Annotated in this window: 14 protein-coding genes, 1 tRNA gene and 1 pseudogene; 14 read left to right on the top strand and 2 right to left on the bottom strand. The window is 69.8% G+C overall.

All coding sequences use genetic code 11. The features are described 5' to 3' along the window. The first annotated feature begins 163 nt into the window (after positions 1 to 163). From ABTZ03_RS31940 to ABTZ03_RS31915, 6 genes are all read left to right on the top strand, one after another. Complete coding sequence (locus ABTZ03_RS31940; RefSeq protein ID WP_350516614.1) at positions 164 to 667, top strand: PaaI family thioesterase; 504 nt, start codon at positions 164 to 166, stop codon at positions 665 to 667. A 641-nt stretch (positions 668 to 1,308) separates the two neighbouring features. Then, positions 1,309 to 2,547 (top strand): branched-chain amino acid ABC transporter substrate-binding protein, encoded by a 1,239-nt coding sequence (locus ABTZ03_RS31935; protein WP_350516613.1) that lies wholly within the window; start codon positions 1,309 to 1,311, stop codon positions 2,545 to 2,547. Between the two features lie 120 nt (positions 2,548 to 2,667). After that, the gene (locus tag ABTZ03_RS31930) at positions 2,668 to 3,597 is read left to right on the top strand and encodes a branched-chain amino acid ABC transporter permease (protein ID WP_350516612.1); all 930 of its coding nucleotides are present in this window, start codon (positions 2,668 to 2,670) and stop codon (positions 3,595 to 3,597) included. A 5-nt stretch (positions 3,598 to 3,602) separates the two neighbouring features. After that, the gene (locus ABTZ03_RS31925) at positions 3,603 to 5,534 is read left to right on the top strand and encodes a branched-chain amino acid ABC transporter permease (protein ID WP_502894649.1); all 1,932 of its coding nucleotides are present in this window, start codon (positions 3,603 to 3,605) and stop codon (positions 5,532 to 5,534) included. 8 nt (positions 5,535 to 5,542) lie between these two features. After that, positions 5,543 to 6,367, top strand: coding sequence for an ABC transporter ATP-binding protein (locus ABTZ03_RS31920; RefSeq protein ID WP_350516626.1), 825 nt, complete (start codon positions 5,543 to 5,545; stop codon positions 6,365 to 6,367). Beyond that, complete coding sequence (locus ABTZ03_RS31915) at positions 6,364 to 7,080, top strand: ABC transporter ATP-binding protein (protein ID WP_350516611.1); 717 nt, start codon at positions 6,364 to 6,366, stop codon at positions 7,078 to 7,080. The genes ABTZ03_RS31920 and ABTZ03_RS31915 overlap by 4 nt, the downstream gene beginning before the upstream one ends. 56 nt (positions 7,081 to 7,136) lie before the next feature. On the opposite strand, the gene ABTZ03_RS31910 is transcribed toward ABTZ03_RS31915, so the two are convergent. Continuing rightward, the gene (locus tag ABTZ03_RS31910; protein WP_350516610.1) at positions 7,137 to 7,796 is read right to left on the bottom strand and encodes an ANTAR domain-containing response regulator; all 660 of its coding nucleotides are present in this window, start codon (positions 7,794 to 7,796) and stop codon (positions 7,137 to 7,139) included. Positions 7,797 to 7,896: 100 nt separating this feature from the next. On the opposite strand from ABTZ03_RS31910, the gene ABTZ03_RS31905 reads away from it, so the two are divergent. Beyond that, positions 7,897 to 7,969 (top strand) — tRNA-Leu (locus ABTZ03_RS31905). 119 nt (positions 7,970 to 8,088) lie between these two features. Continuing rightward, the gene (locus tag ABTZ03_RS31900) at positions 8,089 to 8,874 is read left to right on the top strand and encodes a helix-turn-helix domain-containing protein (protein ID WP_350516625.1); all 786 of its coding nucleotides are present in this window, start codon (positions 8,089 to 8,091) and stop codon (positions 8,872 to 8,874) included. 47 nt (positions 8,875 to 8,921) lie between these two features. On the opposite strand, the gene pyk is transcribed toward ABTZ03_RS31900, so the two are convergent. Further along, positions 8,922 to 10,352, bottom strand: a complete 1,431-nt coding sequence (gene pyk, locus ABTZ03_RS31895; protein ID WP_350516609.1) for a pyruvate kinase — start codon at positions 10,350 to 10,352, stop codon at positions 8,922 to 8,924. A 282-nt stretch (positions 10,353 to 10,634) separates the two neighbouring features. On the opposite strand from pyk, the gene ABTZ03_RS31890 reads away from it, so the two are divergent. The 6 genes and pseudogenes from ABTZ03_RS31890 to ABTZ03_RS31865 form a co-directional block, all read left to right on the top strand. Further along, the gene (locus tag ABTZ03_RS31890; protein WP_350516608.1) at positions 10,635 to 11,726 is read left to right on the top strand and encodes a substrate-binding domain-containing protein; all 1,092 of its coding nucleotides are present in this window, start codon (positions 10,635 to 10,637) and stop codon (positions 11,724 to 11,726) included. After that, a complete protein-coding gene (locus ABTZ03_RS31885; RefSeq protein ID WP_350516607.1) occupies positions 11,723 to 13,390 on the top strand; it encodes a VWA domain-containing protein in 1,668 nt (555 codons plus the stop codon). Before ABTZ03_RS31890 ends, ABTZ03_RS31885 begins: the two co-directional genes overlap by 4 nt. Beyond that, positions 13,377 to 13,901 (top strand): hypothetical protein, encoded by a 525-nt coding sequence (locus ABTZ03_RS31880; protein WP_350516606.1) that lies wholly within the window; start codon positions 13,377 to 13,379, stop codon positions 13,899 to 13,901. The genes ABTZ03_RS31885 and ABTZ03_RS31880 overlap by 14 nt, the downstream gene beginning before the upstream one ends. A gap of 259 nt (positions 13,902 to 14,160) precedes the next feature. Then, positions 14,161 to 15,996: a bifunctional metallophosphatase/5'-nucleotidase gene (locus ABTZ03_RS31875; protein ID WP_350516605.1), complete on the top strand. Its 1,836-nt coding sequence runs from the start codon at positions 14,161 to 14,163 to the stop codon at positions 15,994 to 15,996. 74 nt (positions 15,997 to 16,070) lie between these two features. Continuing rightward, a complete protein-coding gene (locus tag ABTZ03_RS31870) occupies positions 16,071 to 16,631 on the top strand; it encodes a Uma2 family endonuclease (protein ID WP_350516604.1) in 561 nt (186 codons plus the stop codon). A gap of 138 nt (positions 16,632 to 16,769) precedes the next feature. Then, positions 16,770 to 16,919, top strand: a pseudogene (locus ABTZ03_RS31865) (NADP-dependent oxidoreductase); the annotation flags it as partial. Positions 16,920 to 16,935: the final 16 nt, after the last annotated feature.

Raw genomic sequence — 16,935 nt, 5'->3', positions numbered from 1 at the left:
CTATGGCCCGGCACCGACAAAAGGGGCGCCGCGCCGGTCCGGCCGGGCCTGCTACCAGCGAGTAGGACGGTCGTACGATCACAGGCAGCACCACCGGGCAACAGCCAGGCAGCACGACCAGACCGCACCACCACGAGACACCCGAGCGGCAGGAGTTCCCCCGATGACCGACGCGGCCCCCGACACCTCCAACAGCACCGCCGGCACCGGCACCGGCACCGACGGCGCCGCCGTGCTGAAGGTCCCGCAGGACGTGCTGGACCACTTCGCCAAGCTCGGGGTGAGCCCGGAGACCTTCTCCGGCGGCCACCTCGGCGACAAGCTCGGCATCCGGATCGTCGAGGCCTCCGGCGACCGCGTGGTCGGCACCATGCCGGTGGAGGGCAACCAGCAGCCGTACGGGCTGCTGCACGGCGGGGCGTCGGCGGCGCTGGCCGAGACGATCGGCTCGATCGGCGCGATGCTGCACGCCGGCCCGGGCCGCTACGCGGTCGGCGTGGACCTCAACGCCACCCACCACCGTTCGGCCACCTCCGGCCTGGTCACCGGGGTCGCGACGGCGGTGTTCAAGGGCCGCACCGCCGCCACCTACGAGATCGCGATCACCGACGACACCGGCAAGCGGATCACCAGCTGCCGACTGACCTGCATGCTGCGCGACCTGTAACGGCCCTCCGGGCAAAGCCCGTTCACGCCGGTAGACATCAATTCCCTTTCGCGCCCCCTTGTTTGACCTTCCGCCACCGTGGGCAGGCGTTGGTCTGGACGAGGGGGCGTCGGCATGCCCGGGCACCGCCCGACGGCACACCCGACGGCACGCCCGACAGTGCGCCCGGCGGCGCACCCGACGGCGCGCCCGACCCGCCCCCGCATTCGTAACCCTGCGTAACAAGCGCGAAATCCCCACCAGCGGCGGTTCCGGGGCCCCAGGGCACCCCGGAGCCCCTTCGTCGCGCCCTCCCTGTCCGCAATGCGGACGTGTACGGCCGAAAGCAGCACACCGGACGCCACCGTCCGACTATCGACCGTGCCAGCTGCAACCCGCATTTCTGGGCCTTACATCCCGCCACCAGCCGGTAAACGCCCGGCACTTCGGGCGCGGTCGACTCAAATCGACCACATGCTGAGACAATTAATACGTGTGCTCATAACAAGAGAATCACAGCCTGCTCGCACCACTGCCCGAGTAGCCCAACGACATCTAGAGTCACGGCCAGTCACCGCGCCATCCGGATTGGGCCCGGCCCTCCGCGCATCCCGGCTCCCGCCACTCAGGCGCGGGCGCCTCCTGAACCGAAGGGGACCCTCGTGCGTCATCGTTCAGCTGTTGTCGTGAGCATTGCCGTGATCGGCGCCCTCAGCCTCAGCGCCTGCGGCTCCCGCGGCGGGAAGTCCGGCGACAACGCCGGCGGCAAGGACAGCGGCACCACCACCGTCGTGATCGGCGTCGACGCCCCGCTCAGCGGCGACCTCTCCACCCTCGGCCTCGGCATCCGCAACTCCGTGGACCTCGCCGTCAAGAACGCCAACGCCACCAACGAGGTCCCCGGCATCAAGTTCGAGGTCAAGCCCCTCGACGACACCGGCAAGCCCGCCCCCGGCCAGCAGAACGCCACCCAGCTGGTCGCCGACAGCAAGGTCCTCGGCGTCGTCGGCCCGCTCAACTCCAGTGTGGCGCAGTCGATGCAGCAGATCTTCGACGACAAGAACCTGGTCGAGATCTCCCCCGCCAACACCGGCGTCGCCCTCAGCCAGGGCGAGAAGTGGGCCACCGGCGACAAGAAGCGCCCGTTCAAGTCCTACTTCCGCACCGCCACCACCGACGCCATCCAGGGCCCGTTCGCCGCCCAGTTCCTCTACAACGAGGCCAAGAAGACCAAGGTCTTCCTGATCGACGACCAGAAGACCTACGGCGCCGGCCTCGCCTCCACCTTCAAGGGCGAGTTCACCAAGCTCGGCGGCACCCTGGCGGGCCAGGAGCACGTCAACCCCGACGACCGCGACTTCTCCGCCATCGTCACCAAGGTCAAGGCCTCCGGCGCCGACGCCGTCTACTACGGCGGCGAGTACCCCGCGGGCGGCCCGCTCTCCCTCCAGCTCAAGGACGCCGGCGTCAACATCCCGCTGATGGGCGGCGACGGCCTCCAGAGCACCGACTACATCAAGCTCAACCCCAAGGGCCAGGGCGACTTCGCCACCGCCGTCGGACTCCCCGTCGAATCCCTCGACACCGCCAAGAAGTTCATCTCCGACTACGCCAAGGGCGGCTACAAGGAGGCCTACGAGAGCTACGGCGGCTACTCCTACGACAGCGCCTGGGCCATCATCGAGGCCGTCAAGAACGTCGTCCAGGCCAACAACGGCAAGCTCCCCGGCGGCGACGTCCGCGCCGCCGTCCGCGACGCGGTGCAGAAGGTCTCCTTCGACGGCGTCACCGGCAAGGTCTCCTTCGACGAATACGGCGACACCACCAACAAGCAGCTCACCGTCTACACCGTCAAGGACGGCAAGTGGACCGTGGAGAAGTCCGGCACCTTCAACGGCTGACGCCCGCCCAACACCCCGCACACACCCGCACCACCGCGCGGGGGCACCACGAGTGCCCCCGCGCGCCCCCACACCCACCACCCACGCGGACACCCCAGAACGCACTACGGAGGCCCAGCGGTGCACGACCTACCGCAGCAGCTGGCCAACGGCCTGATCCTCGGCGCCCTCTACGGCCTCGTCGCGATCGGCTACACGATGGTCTACGGCATCGTCCAGCTCATCAACTTCGCCCACGGCGAGATCGTCATGGTCGGCGGCTTCGGCGCCCTGACCGCCTACCTCGCCCTCCCCGGCGGCACCACCCTGTGGCTGGCCCTACCCCTCATGCTGGTCGCCGGCATCCTGGTCTCCACCCTCACCGCCGTCGCCGCCGAGCGCTTCGCCTACCGGCCGCTGCGCAACGCCCCCCGGCTCGCCCCGCTGATCACCGCGATCGGGCTCTCCATCTTCCTCCAGCAACTGGTGTTCTCCTTCTACCCGGACGCCAAGAAGGCCCGGGTCTTCCCCAAGATCCCCGGCGACCCGTTCAACCTCGGCTCCGTCAGCATCCAGCGCAGCGACCTCTTCCTGATCATCGCCGCCCCGCTCTGCATGCTCGCCCTCGGCTGGTTCGTCACCCGCACCCGCTCCGGCCGCGCCATGCAGGCCACCAGCCAGGACCCGGACACCGCCAAGCTGATGGGCATCGACACCGACCGCATCATCGTCCTGGCCTTCGCCATCGGCGCCGCGTTCGCCGCCGTCGCCGCCATCGCCTACGGACTGCGCACCGGCCAGGTCGACTTCCGGATGGGCTTCATCCTCGGCCTCAAGGCCTTCACCGCCGCCGTCCTCGGCGGCATCGGCAACATCTACGGAGCCATGCTCGGCGGCCTCGCCCTCGGCCTCGCCGAAACCCTCGCCACCGCCTACATCCAGCACCTGCCCGGCATGCACCTCTTCGGAGGCGGCGCCTGGAAGGACGTGTGGGCCTTCGTACTCCTCATCCTCGTGCTCCTCGTCCGGCCCCAGGGCCTGCTCGGCGAGCGCGTCGCGGACAGGGCGTGACCACCATGACCACCGGAACCGAGACCACCCCGGTCATCCCGCTGCCCCGCCCCGCCGCCACCGCCCTCACCGGCCTCGGCGCCCTCCTCACCGCCGCCTCCGCCGCCATGTCCTGGACCTGGACCAGCGACTTCCCCGGCGACCTCACCTACTACGGCTCCCCGGCCGGCCTCCAGTGGCTCGCCGTCGCCGCCGGCGTCCTCACCCTCGTCCTGCTGCTCGCCACCCACGGCACCCCCGGCCTGCGCTGGGCCGCCCCCGCCCGCAGCAACAACGCGGTACTGTACGCCGCCACCGGCGGCCTCGCCGTCGCCGTCTACGCGGTCACCGCCATCGCGGTCGAACTCGGCGGCCTCGCCAACCTCGACCCCGGCGGCTGGGTGCTCGCCGCCGGCGGCCTGCTCGGCGTCCTCGGCGCCCTCGGCCTCCCCCTGGACCGGCGCACCGCGGTACCGCTGCGGATCCTCGACAAGCGGCTCTTCCTGCTGGTGCCCGCCGCCCCGCTCGGCTGGTTCGGCGCCCACGCCATCCCCGGCGACCAGCCCGTCGCCCCGGTGATGACCGCCCTGTCCGGCGCCCTCGCCATCGCCACCGGCGCCGTCCTGCTGCTCCAGCTCGGCCACCTCGCCAACAGCGGCCTGCGGCTGGGGAAGATCGACCGCCCGCTGCCCGCACCGCGCGAACTCCCGTCCTGGGCCGAGGTGCTGCTGATCGTGCTGGCCTTCGGGCTCGGCCTGTTCGCGATCACCTTCGGCATCGACACCGAGTACGGCGAACTCTTCATCGGCTACCTGCTGCTGGTCGGCCCCGCAGTCGCCGCGATCGCCACCTCCGGCCTGCTCGGCCGGCTGCGCGCACTGACCGTCAAGTACCGCCCGGTCACCACCGGCGCCGCCTTCGCCGCCGCCGCGAGCTTCCCGTTCACCCAGGGCAGCGACCAGTACACCTCGGTCGCCACCAACATCCTGATCTTCGCCACCGTCGCCCTCGGCCTCAACATCGTGGTCGGCCTGGCCGGCCTGCTCGACCTCGGGTACGTCGCCTTCCTCGGCGTCGGCGCCTACGCCGCCGCCCTGGTCTCCGGCTCCCCCGCCTCACCCATCCACGTCCAGTTCCCGTTCTGGGCCGCGATGCTCACCGGCGCCGCCGCCTCCATGGTCTTCGGCGTCCTGATCGGCGCCCCCACCCTGCGGCTGCGCGGCGACTACCTCGCCATCGTCACCCTCGGCTTCGGCGAGATCTTCCGCATCACCATGCAGAGCCTCAACGGCACCACCGGACCCAACGTCACCAACGGCTCCAACGGCATCCCGCGGATCCCCGACCTGGAGATCCTCGGCTTCGACCTCGGCAAGACCCACACCGTCGGCGGCATCGAACTCGGCCGCTTCTCCAACTACTACCTGCTGATGCTGCTGGTCACCGCCGTCGTCGTACTGGTCTTCGCCCGGGTCGGCAACTCCCGGATCGGCCGCGCCTGGGTCGCCATCCGCGAGGACGAGACCGCCGCCGAGGCCATGGGCATCAACGGCTTCCGGCTCAAGCTGCTCGCCTTCGCCCTCGGCGCCTGCCTGGCCGGCCTGGCCGGCACCGTCCAGGCCCACGTCAGCTACACCGTCACCCCCGACCAGTACACCTTCGCCGACGCCCTGCCACCCAACTCCGCGTTCCTGCTCGCCGCCGTCATCCTCGGCGGCATGGGCACCATCAGCGGCCCGCTGGCCGGCGCCACCCTGCTGTTCCTGATCCCCAAGAAGCTGGAGTTCCTCGCCGACTACCAGCTGCTCGCCTTCGGCGCCGTCCTGATCATCCTGATGCGGGTCCGCCCCGAGGGGCTCATCCCCAACCGGCGCCGGCAGCTGGAGTTCCACGAGGCCGAGATCCCGTCCCAGCCCACCGGCGACGACACCACCGCACTCACCAAGGCAGGGGCGTGACCACCCCGATGACCACCGCAGCGAGCCCCCTGCTCGACGTCACCGGCGTCACCATGCGCTTCGGCGGCCTCACCGCCGTCAACAACGTCTCCCTCACCGTCGGCGAAGGCGAGATCATCGGCCTGATCGGCCCCAACGGCGCCGGCAAGACCACCTTCTTCAACTGCCTCACCGGCCTGTACGTCCCCACCGAGGGCAGCGTCCGCTACCGCGGCACCGTCCTGCCGCCCAAGCCCCACCTGGTCACCCAGGCCGGCATCGCCCGCACCTTCCAGAACATCCGGCTGTTCTCCAACATGACCGTCCTGGAGAACGTCCTGGTCGGCCGGCACAGCCGCACCAAGGAAGGCATCTTCACCGCCATCCTCCGCGGCCCCCGCTACCACCGGGCCGAGGCCGAGAGCCGCGAGAAGGCCATGGAACTCCTCGCCTTCACCGGCCTCGCCGAGAAGGCCGACCACCTCGCCCGCAACCTCCCCTACGGCGAACAGCGCAAGCTGGAGATCGCCCGCGCCCTCGCCTCCGACCCCGGACTGCTGCTGCTCGACGAACCCACCGCCGGCATGAACCCCCAGGAGACCCGGGCCGCCGAGGAACTCGTCTTCGCCATCCGCGACCGGGGCGTCTCCGTCCTCGTCATCGAGCACGACATGCGGTTCATCTTCAACCTCTGCGACCGCACCGCCGTCCTGGTCCAGGGCGAGAAGATCGTCGAGGGCGACCGCGAGACCGTCCAGAACGACGACCGCGTCATCACCGCCTACCTCGGCGCCCCGCTCGAAAGCGCCCCGCTCGAAGGCACCACCCCGGCCGTTACGGAGTCCGACCAGTGACCGCACTTCTCGAAGTCCAGGACCTCCGCGTCGCCTACGGCAAGATCGAGGCCGTCAAGGGCATCAGCTTCACCGTGAACCAGGGCGAGGTCACCACCCTGATCGGCACCAACGGCGCCGGCAAGACCACCACCCTGCGCACCCTCTCCGGCCTCCTGCGGCCCACCGCCGGCCGGATCACCTTCGCCGGCCAGGACCTCTCGACCGTCCCCGCCCACAAGATCGTCGCCCTCGGCCTCGCCCACTCCCCCGAAGGCCGGCACATCTTCCCCCGGATGACCATCGAGGAGAACCTGCTCCTCGGCGCCTTCCTGCGCTCCGACACCCCCGGCATCACCGAGGACGTCGAACGGGCCTACACCCTCTTCCCGATCCTCGGCGAACGCCGCCGCCAGGCCGCCGGCACCCTCTCCGGCGGCGAACAGCAGATGCTCGCCATGGGCCGGGCCCTGATGTCCCGGCCCCAACTGCTGATGCTGGACGAGCCCTCGATGGGCCTCTCCCCGCTGATGATGCAGAAGATCATGTCCACCATCGTCGAACTCAAGACCTCCGGCACCACCATCCTGCTCGTCGAGCAGAACGCCCAGGCCGCCCTCTCCCTCTCCGACCACGGCTACGTGATGGAGACCGGTCGGATCGTCCTCTCCGGCACCGGCGCCGACCTCCTCCACGACGAGTCCGTCCGCAAGGCCTACCTCGGCGAGGACTGACGCCGTACGCGCGAAGGGCCCGGCGGACAGCGTCCGCCGGGCCCTTCGCTTCTGTCCTACTCCGGCTTGTCGGCCTCGTCCGCCTTCTTGCGGTCCTGGGCCTCGCCCTCCTCGATGACCGCCTCGGCCACCGCCGCCATCGTCATCCGCCGGTCCATCGAGGTCTTCTGGATCCACCGGAACGCGGCCGGCTCGTTCAGCCCGAACTTGGTCTGCAGCACACCCTTGGCGCGGTCCACCAGCTTCCGGGTCTCCAGCCGCTGGGTGAGATCCCCGATCTCCTTCTCCAGCTCCCGCATCTCGGTGTACCGCGACACCGCCATCTCGATCGCCGGCACCAGGTCCGACTTGGAGAACGGCTTCACGATGTACGCCATCGCGCCCGCGTCACGGGCCCGGTCCACCAGCTCCCGCTGCGAGAACGCGGTCAGCATCAGCACCGGCGCCAGGTGCTTGTCGTGGATCTGCTCCGCGGCCGACAGCCCGTCCAGCACCGGCATCTTCACGTCGAAGATCGCCAGATCCGGCTTCAGCTCCTCCACGAGCCGCACCGCCGTCGCCCCGTCCCCCGCTTCACCGACGACGATGTACCCCTCCTCCTCCAGCATCTCCTTCAGGTCGAGGCGGATCAACGCCTCGTCCTCGGCGATCACGATCCGGGTGATCTGGGGCGATTCGGTCTCAAGCGGCTGTGCCTGCTCGTCGGCGGTGCTCACGGGGCTCCTAGTTCCGGCGGGGTACTGCATGCACGAGGGTACCTAGACACGGTATGTTTGAACTCAGCAGGGTCGGGGGGCAACCTTCGAATCTGCGGATGCCTCGGTAGTCCAGCGGAAGAGACACGCCGCTCAAACCGGCGCCAGCGTGGGTTCGAATCCCACCCGGGGCACTTTTCCTTCGATTCCAAAGTCACTTAGGTCAGCCTAACCGTTGGCGATCTTCGTCAGTTCGGGTGAAAACAATCCCGTCCGCCTGCACGCTCGGCGCAGGCTGCCGACGATCATCCGTATGGCAGTTCGATCCATTCGAGAAGAAGCCGTCCTGCTCCTTCGCCAGGGCGCCCGCAACCGAGACGTCTCCCTTCAGCTCGGGGTCCCCGTCGGCACCGTCTCGTGGTGGAAGTACCAGGACCGCACCAAGCACGGAGACTTCCCCACCCCTGAGCGCACGACCACCTGCTTCCGCTGCTACGCGGACGAAGTCAACCGCCCGGCCTACGCCTACCTGCTCGGCGCATACCTGGGCGACGGCCACATCACTCACTCGAAGCTGTGCCGAACGCAGAGCTTGTTCATCACCTGCGACGACAAATGGCCGGGGGTCATGGATACCATCGAGCAGGCCATGCGCCAGGTGTTTCCGAAGAACAACACCTATCGACTTCAGCGACCTGGCTGTCACAACGTCAAGCTCCACTCCATGCACCTGACCTGCCACTTTCCGCAACACGGCCCCGGCAGGAAGCACGAGCGCGTGATAGCCCTGGAGCCCTGGCAGCAGGAGATCGTCGACGCCCACCCCTGGGAGTTCCTGCGCGGCCTGATCCACTCCGACGGCTGCCGCATCACCAACTGGGCCACCCGCACGGTCGACGGCGTCACGAAGCGCTACGAGTACCCGCGCTACTTCTTCACCAACACCTCAGCCGACATCATCGGCCTCTTCACCGCCACCCTCGACGCCGTCGGCGTCCAATGGAAGCCCGCCTCCCGTTCCAACGGCGGCTTCAACATCTCCGTCGCCCGCAAGGACTCCGTCGCCCTGATGGACGCCCACATCGGCCCCAAGTACTGACGGCGGCGCGGCCCTTCCGCCCGGAAGGACCGCGCCGCCGGACAACGTCAGTCGTCCAGCGTCCCCACGTGGTGGACGCGGACGAGGTTGGTGGAGCCGGCCAGGCCGGGCGGGGAGCCGGCGGTGATGACGACGATGTCGCCCTTCTGGCAGCGGCCGAGCGAGAGCAGGGCCGCGTCGACCTGTTCGACCATCTGGTCGGTGGTCGGGGCGAACGGTCCGAGGAAGGTCTCCACGCCCCAGGTGAGGGCGAGTTGGCTGCGCACGGCGGGTTCGTAGGTGAAGGCGAGCACCGGGATGGGCGAGCGGTAGCGGGTCAACCGGCGCGCGGTGTCGCCGGACTGGGTGAAGGCGATCAGGTACTTGGCGTGCAGGAAGTCGCCGATCTCGGCGGCCGCGCGGGCGACGGCGCCGCCCTGGGTCCGCGGCTTGTTGCCGGTGGTGAGCGGGGGCAGTCCGGCGGCCAGGATGTCGTTCTCGGCGGCCTCGATGATCCGGCCCATGGTCTTGACCGTCTCGACCGGGAACTTGCCCACCGAGGTCTCCCCGGAGAGCATCACGGCGTCGGTCCCGTCCAGCACGGCGTTGGCGACGTCCGAGGCCTCGGCGCGGGTCGGCCGGGAGGCGTTGATCATCGAGTCGAGCATCTGGGTCGCCACGATGACCGGCTTGGCGTTGCGCCTGGCCAGTTTGATGGCGCGCTTCTGGACGAGCGGGACCTGTTCGAGGGGCATCTCCACGCCCAGGTCCCCGCGGGCCACCATGATGCCGTCGAAGGCGTCCACGATGGATTCCAGGTTCTCGACCGCCTGCGGCTTCTCGATCTTGGCGATGACCGGGACGTACCGCCCTTCCTCGGCCATCACCCGGTGCACGTCGTCGATGTCGCGCCCGGTGCGGACGAAGGAGAGTGCGATCAGGTCGGCCCCGGCGCGCAGCGCCCACCGCAGGTCGGCGACGTCCTTGTCGCTGAGCGCGGGGACGGAGACGGCGACGCCGGGGAGGTTGAGGCCCTTGTGGTCGGAGACCAGCCCGCCCTCGATGACGAGGCACCGCACCCGTGGTCCGTCGACGGCGACGACCTCCAGGGTCACCCGCCCGTCGTCGACCAGGATGCGTTCGCCGCGGCTGACGTCGCCGGCCAGGCCGGCGTAGGTGGTGCCGCAGATGTCCTTGTCCCCCACGACGCCGTTGTCGGTGGAGATCGTGAACTCGTCGCCGCGTTCGAGGAGTACGGGCCCGTGGGCGAAGGTGTCGAGGCGGATCTTCGGGCCTTGGAGGTCGGCGAGGACGCCGACGCTCCGGCCGGTCTCGTCGGCGGCCTTGCGGACCCGACGGTAGCGTTCCTCGTGTTCGGCGTGGGTGCCGTGGCTGAGGTTGAATCGGGCGACGTCCATCCCGGCGTCGACCAGCGATTTGATCTGGTCGTACGAGTCGGTGGCCGGCCCTAGGGTGCAGACGATTTTTGCTCGGCGCATACTGCTGAGCGTAGGCATTACCGGCGCGTAACCACGACGTGGGTCCGGACTGCGGGATGACCGTTCCGGGAAGGCGAGTTGAACAATCTGACACGCTCTCGGACCGGTGTGCGACGGCCGCCCGGTTCCCCGTGCCGGGGCTCCGGCCGATGCGATTCCGTGAAACGGTGTTCACCCCCGGTTCACCACCGCTTCCGTCCGTGCTCCCCGCCCGGCGGGACGCTCGTCACCCCCGGGTGTCGCACCCGGGGGTGACGCAGCGACGAGGGGGAGGCGCTCGCGATGAGACGCGCTCTGGGGGTGCTCGCGGCCCTGGCCCTGCTGGGCGGGGTGACGTACGCCCTGATCCCGGATCCGGGGCCGGACAAGACGGTCAAGGTCACCGGGCTGATCGGTTCGGAGAAGCGGGCCTTCTTCGAAGACCCCGAGGTGAGGAAGGAGTTGACGAAACAGGGCCTGGACGTGCACGTCGACTCCACCGGCTCCTGGACGATGAGCGAGCAGGCGAAGAGCCAGCGCGACCTGGACTTCGCGTTCCCGGCGAGCACCGCGCCGGCCCGTGAGATCCAGCGCAAGTGGGGGCAGCAGGACTCACCGCTGGTGCCGTTCTACTCCCCGCTGGTGATCGTCACCCACGCGGACGTGGCGGACATCCTCGCGAAGAACAACCTGGCGGCGAGGGACGGGGGTTCGGGCGTCTGGACGTTCAAGATGGACACCTACGTCGACGACCTGACGGCGGCCAGGAAGTGGCAGGACCTGACGGGCGCCCAGGGCCACGGCGAGCTGGCCGGTCCGCTGTTCGTGACCACCACCGACCCGGAGAGCTCCTCCTCGGGCGCCCTGTACGTCGCGCTGCTGTCGTACATCCTGAACAGCCACTCGGTGGTCTCGGACGATGCCGGCGTCGACCGGGCCCACACGGTGCTGTACCGGGCGACGGCGCTGCAGGGCGGCCAGAAGAGCAGCAGCGACGAGCCGTTCCGGGACTTCCAGGCGGGTGTCGGCAATCCGCTGATCTTCGGCTACGAGTCGCAGGTCGCCGCGATGGCGCTGCAGGGCCAGCCGACCGGGGACATGGTGGTGATGTACCCGGACACCACCGCGTACTCCGACCACACCATCATCGCCCGCACCGACAACGGCCGGAAGCTGGCCGGGCTGCTGCAGAACGACGAGAAGCTGCGCGGCCTGGAGGTGCGGTACGGCTTCCGCCCGCAGGCCCGCGCCGACGCCTTCGCCGAGCAGGTGAGGAACGTCAAGCAGCCGGTCTTCGCCCAGGACCTGAACGCGGCGCAGGTGAAGCAGGCGACCGTGCCGTCCCTGGACAACCTGCTCAAACTGACCGCCGCGGCCAAGGGGAACCCGAAGTGAACCTCCGTACCAAGCACCGCGGTCGGGCCGCGTCCGCGGTCGCGGCCGTGTTGGCGGCGGTGCTCGCCGCGGCCACCGCCTGCACCTCCTCGTCCGGCCCGGCCCCGCACCCGAACCCGTCCGACCCGATCGCCGACACCCCGAAGCCGGGGGTGCTGCGGGTGCTGGCCGGCAGTGAGCTGCAGGACATCCAGCCGGTCCTGGACGAGGCCCGGAAGGCGACCGGGGTGACGGTGCAGCTCGCCTTCACCGGCACCCTGGACGGCGCGGACACCGTCTCCACCGGCCGCGCGGACGGCAAGTACGACGCGACCTGGTTCCCGTCCAACCAGTACCTGCGGCTCGATCCGGCCGGCCGGTCCAAGGTGCTGTCGGAGACCCCGGTGATGGTCTCCCCGGTGGCCGTCGGGGTGCGTTCCTCGGTCCTGGGCGACCTCGGCTGGGGCGACGGTTCGAAGGTGACCTGGGCGCAGGTCGGCGACGCGGCCGCGGCCGGGAAGCTGTCCTACGGGATGTCCGACCCGACCCGCTCCAACTCCGGTTTCTCCGCGCTGGTCGCGGTGGCCTCGGCGTTCTCCGGTGCGGGGGCGGCGCTGACCGAGGCGGACGTGCGGAAGGCGGCGCCGCAGCTGAAGCAGTTCTTCACCGGCCAGAAGCTGACCTCCGGCTCCTCCGGCTGGCTGGCCCAGGCCTACGGCCGGGCGGAGCCGGGCAAGGTCGGCGCCCTGGTGAACTACGAGTCGGTGCTGCTGTCGCTGAACCGGACGCTGCCGGCGGAGCAGCGGCTGACCGTGGTGCGCCCGGTGGACGGCGTGGTCTCGGCGGACTACCCGCTGTCGCTGCTGTCCTCGGCGCAGCAGGGCGAGCGCGACTCCTTCCAGCGGCTGACCGGTTACCTGCTGAAGCCGGACGTGCAGAAACGCATCTCCGAGCTGACGCTGCGCCGTCCGGTGACGGCCGGCGCCTCTCCGGCCGCGGGGCTGCCGTCCGACCGCCGCCGGGAGCTGCCGTTCCCGGGCACCAAGGCGGTCGCGGACGGCCTGCTGGCCGCGTACCAGAACGAGCTGCGCCGGCCGTCCCGGACGGTGTACGTGCTGGACACCTCGGGCTCGATGGACGGGCAGCGGCTGGACTCGCTGAAGACGGCGCTGGGCCGGCTGACCGGCGCGGACGACACCCGCGGGGTGAGCCGGTTCCGGGACCGCGAGGAGGTGACGCTGATCTCCTTCGCCTCCCAGGTGAAGTGGACGAGGACGCACGTCGTGCCGGCCTCGGGGGCCACTCCGGGGCCGGCGGCGGAGCTGGCCTCGATCAACGGCGACGTCCAGTCGTTGAAGGCCGAGGGCGGCACCGCGCTGTACGACTCGCTGGAGCAGGCGTACCGGGTGGTCGAGGGCCAGCAGAAGGCGGCGGGGGACGACCGCTTCACCTCGATCGTGCTGATGACGGACGGGGAGAGCAACGAGGGCGCGACCGACGCGGACTTCAAGCGCTTCCACGACGGGCTGCCGGCCGCGGAGCAGTCGATCCCGGTGTTCCCGATCAAGTTCGGCGAGGCCGCGGTGGCCCAGTTGCAGGGGATCGCGGACCTCAGCGGCGGCAAGCTGTTCGACGGCGGCGGCTCGCTGGACGGGGTGTTCGAGGAGATCCGTGGTTACCAGTGACGGGTACGGCCGGCAGGTGGTCGACTACCTGGGGTCGGCCCGGAACCTGGTCGGTTGCGGGGGCGGCGCGATCGGGTTGGGGCTGCACTTCGCCGGGCTGGGCGGGGTCTGGTGGCCGGCGGTGGTGGCGGGGCTGTACGGCGTCGGCGCGCTGCTGACGCCCGGCCCGCCGCCACCGCCTCCCCCGCCGCCTCCGCCTCCGCCCCCGCCGCCGCCTCCACCGCCCGCGCCGTTCCCCGAACTGGAGGCGCTGGCCGCGTACCTGGACACCGTTCCGCTGCCGGCCTCCGCCGGGGTGGACGCCCTGTTGGCGTCGCTGCGCGAGGCGGGGCCCGGTCCGGCGGCCGACCCGGTGGTCGGGCACGGCCTGCCGGTCGCGGTGGACGGCTATCTGCGGGCCCGCACCTGGCTGCCCTGGGCGGGCCCGGACGCACCGGACCCGGCGGGCGGGTTGGGCCGTGAGGTGAAGCTGCTGTCCGCCGGGCTGGACCGGGCGTCGAATCCGGCGTGACGGGATCGGGGGCGGGGTGGCCGGATTTCGGCCCTCCCGCCCCTTACCACCCCTTCCTCCCCCCATCCCGGTCACGAACGAGTCGCCAAGATCTCACCTGTTGGAAACGTCGGAGGACTATTCAGCGCCCCGGCCGCACGGCACACTTCTACGCGCGTCCTTCTACGCGCGTCACCGCAGCAGCGGACGCGCTACGGACCCCACACGTACACAAGTTGACGGCCCATCCGCCGTCGTTCCCCACTCGGGAGAGTCGTCCATGTCGCTGAACCGCCGTGACTTCGTCACCCGGTCCGCCGCCACCGCCGCAGGCGCCGCCCTGGCCGGCGGAGCCGTCGTCGCCGCCGCCCCAGCCGCCGCGGCCGCCGAGCCGGACACGGCGGCCGCCAAGGGCCACAAGCGCAAGCCCCACCGCCAGGCCTTCACCGTCATGGGCACCACCGACCTGCACGGCCGGGTCCTCAACTGGGACTACTTCACCGACGCCGAGTACGTCGACAAGGCGCACAACGCGGTCGGCCTCGCCAAGGTCTCCACCCTGGCCAACCAGGTCCGCGAGGAGAAGGGCTGGGACCGCTGCCTGCTCATCGACTCCGGTGACATCATCCAGGGCACCCAGCTGACCTACTACTACGCCCGGATCGAGCCGATCGCCACCGACGGCGACAACGTGCCGGACCACCCGATGGCCGTCGCCATGAACCTCATGGGCTACGACGCGGCCGCCCTCGGCAACCACGAGTTCAACTACGGCATCCCGACCGTGAAGGCCTTCGAGGACCAGCTGGAGTTCCCGCTGCTCGGCGCCAACGCGCTGCACGCGAAGAACGAGAAGCCGGCCTTCAAGCCGTACGTGATCAAGGAGGTGTGGCTGGACGAGGACACCCCGATCAAGGTCGGCATCCTCGGCCTCACCAACCCCGGCATCGCGATCTGGGACAAGGCCAACGTGGCCGGCCAGATGATCTTCCCGGGCATCGTGGAGACCGCCGCCAAGTACGTGCCCCGGATGAAGGCGGCCGGCGCGGACGTCATCGTGGTCTCCGCCCACTCCGGCATCGACGAGGCCACCACCTACGGCGACCAGCTGCCCTGGCCCGAGGACGCCTCCGGCGAGATGGCCGCGACCGTCCCGGACATCGACGCGGTGCTGGTGGGCCACACCCACAAAGAGGTCGCCCAGCGCCTGATCGTCAACAAGAAGACCGGCAGGACCGTGGTGCTCTCCGAGCCGCTGTGCTGGGGCCAGCGGCTGAGCTGCTTCGACTTCGAGGTCGAGTTCACCGACGGCCGCTGGACGGTCGCCTCGGTCTCCTCCCGGGTGCTGAACTCCAACACCGTGCCGGAGAACCCGGAGATCAGCGACGCCATCCTCGGCCAGCACAAGAAGGTCGTCGAGTACGTCAACCAGAACATCGGCAACAGCAAGATCGAACTGTCCATCGCCGACGCCCGGTTCAAGGCCACCCCGATCATCGACCTGATCGGCAAGGTCCAGGCCGACGCCGTCAAGGCCGCGCTGGCGGGCGGGCAGTACGCCAACCTCCCGGTCCTGGCCCAGGCCGCCCCGTTCAACCGCACCGCGCTGATCCCGTCCGGCCAGGTCAAGCTGCGCGACGCGGCCGGCCTGTACATCTACGAGAACACCCTGGAGGCCCGCCTCCTGACGGGCGCCCAGCTCAAGGACTACCTGGAGTTCTCGGCTAAGTACTACAACCAGCTCGCGGTCGGCGCCGCGGTCAACAAGGACACCCTGACCAACGCCGAGGACACCCCGGACTACAACTACGACTCGGTCTACGGCCTGAGCTACGACATCGACATCTCGCAGCCCAAGGGCAGCCGGATCGTCAACCTCGGCTTCCAGGGCAAGCCGATCGACCCGAACGCCCAGTTCGTCCTCGCGGTCAACAACTACCGCGCCAACGGCGGCGGCAACTTCCCGCACGTCGCCTCCGCCAAGGCGGTCTGGGCGAACTCGGACGAGATCCGCAACACCATGATCGCCTGGGTCAAGGCCAAGGGCGTCATCGACCCCGCCGACTTCTTCACCAACTCCTGGCGCCTGGTCCGCGCCGGCCAGCCGGTGTTCTAGTCGCACCTTTCCACGAAGGCCGTCTGCCCTCGCGCAGACGGCCTTCGTGCCGTTCCCGGTGGAAGAATGGAGCCATGAGCGAGTTCCAGATCCCCGACCGCCACGCCCGGCTGCTCGAGTACGCGCAGAGCCTGACGCCTCCGGCCGGATGGAAGATCGAGATCTCCGGCGACGAGATCATCATGATGGCCGGACCGTCCGCGATCCATCAGCGCAACCTCCTGCTGATCCGCAGGCAGTTCGAGGCTCACGAGCCTGCCGACATGATGCCGAGCGAGAACACGGATCTGGCCTCGCCGAACGTGGGCAAACTGCGCAATCCCGATCTCACCTACATCCCCTTGGAGTCTGCCGGGAACCAGACCCCGGCCGATCAAGCCGCGATCGCGGTGGAGATCGTCTCGCCCTCGAACCCCGAGAACGACCTGGTCGGCAAGGTCCGCGACTACCCGCTGATGGGCATCCCGCTCTACCTCCTGATCGACCCGCGCGAGGGCGACATCACCCTCTACTCCGAGCCCTCCGACAGCGGCTACCACCAGCAGTGGCACGGCAAGTTCGGCGACCGCGTGCCGATCCCGGCCCCCTTCGACTTCGAGCTCGCCACCGACGGCCTGGTCCGCTACCCCGCCTGATCCGCTCGTCCGGCGAGACGATCGGACATCCGGCCAAGACTTGAGGATATTCATCCGCTCTCCCGATCTCCCTACTGTTGAGCACATCGAGAACGGCCCCACCGGGGGCCGGTGTTGAACCGGGTGAGGGAGAGAGCGATGCGCGCGATCGTGCAGCAGGAGTTCGGCGGCCCCGAGGTGCTGCGGGTGGCCGAGGTGGAGCGGCCGGAGCCGCTGAGCGGCGAGGTGCTGGTGCGGGTGAAGGCCGCCGGGGTGAACCCGGTGGACGTGGCGGTGCGGGCGGGGGTGTTCCCGTCAAGCCCGG

The organism is Kitasatospora sp. NPDC096077, assembly GCF_040303245.1.
Taxonomy (GTDB): Bacteria; Actinomycetota; Actinomycetes; order Streptomycetales; family Streptomycetaceae; genus Kitasatospora.
This window is presented reverse-complemented; position numbering and strand designations above follow the sequence as displayed.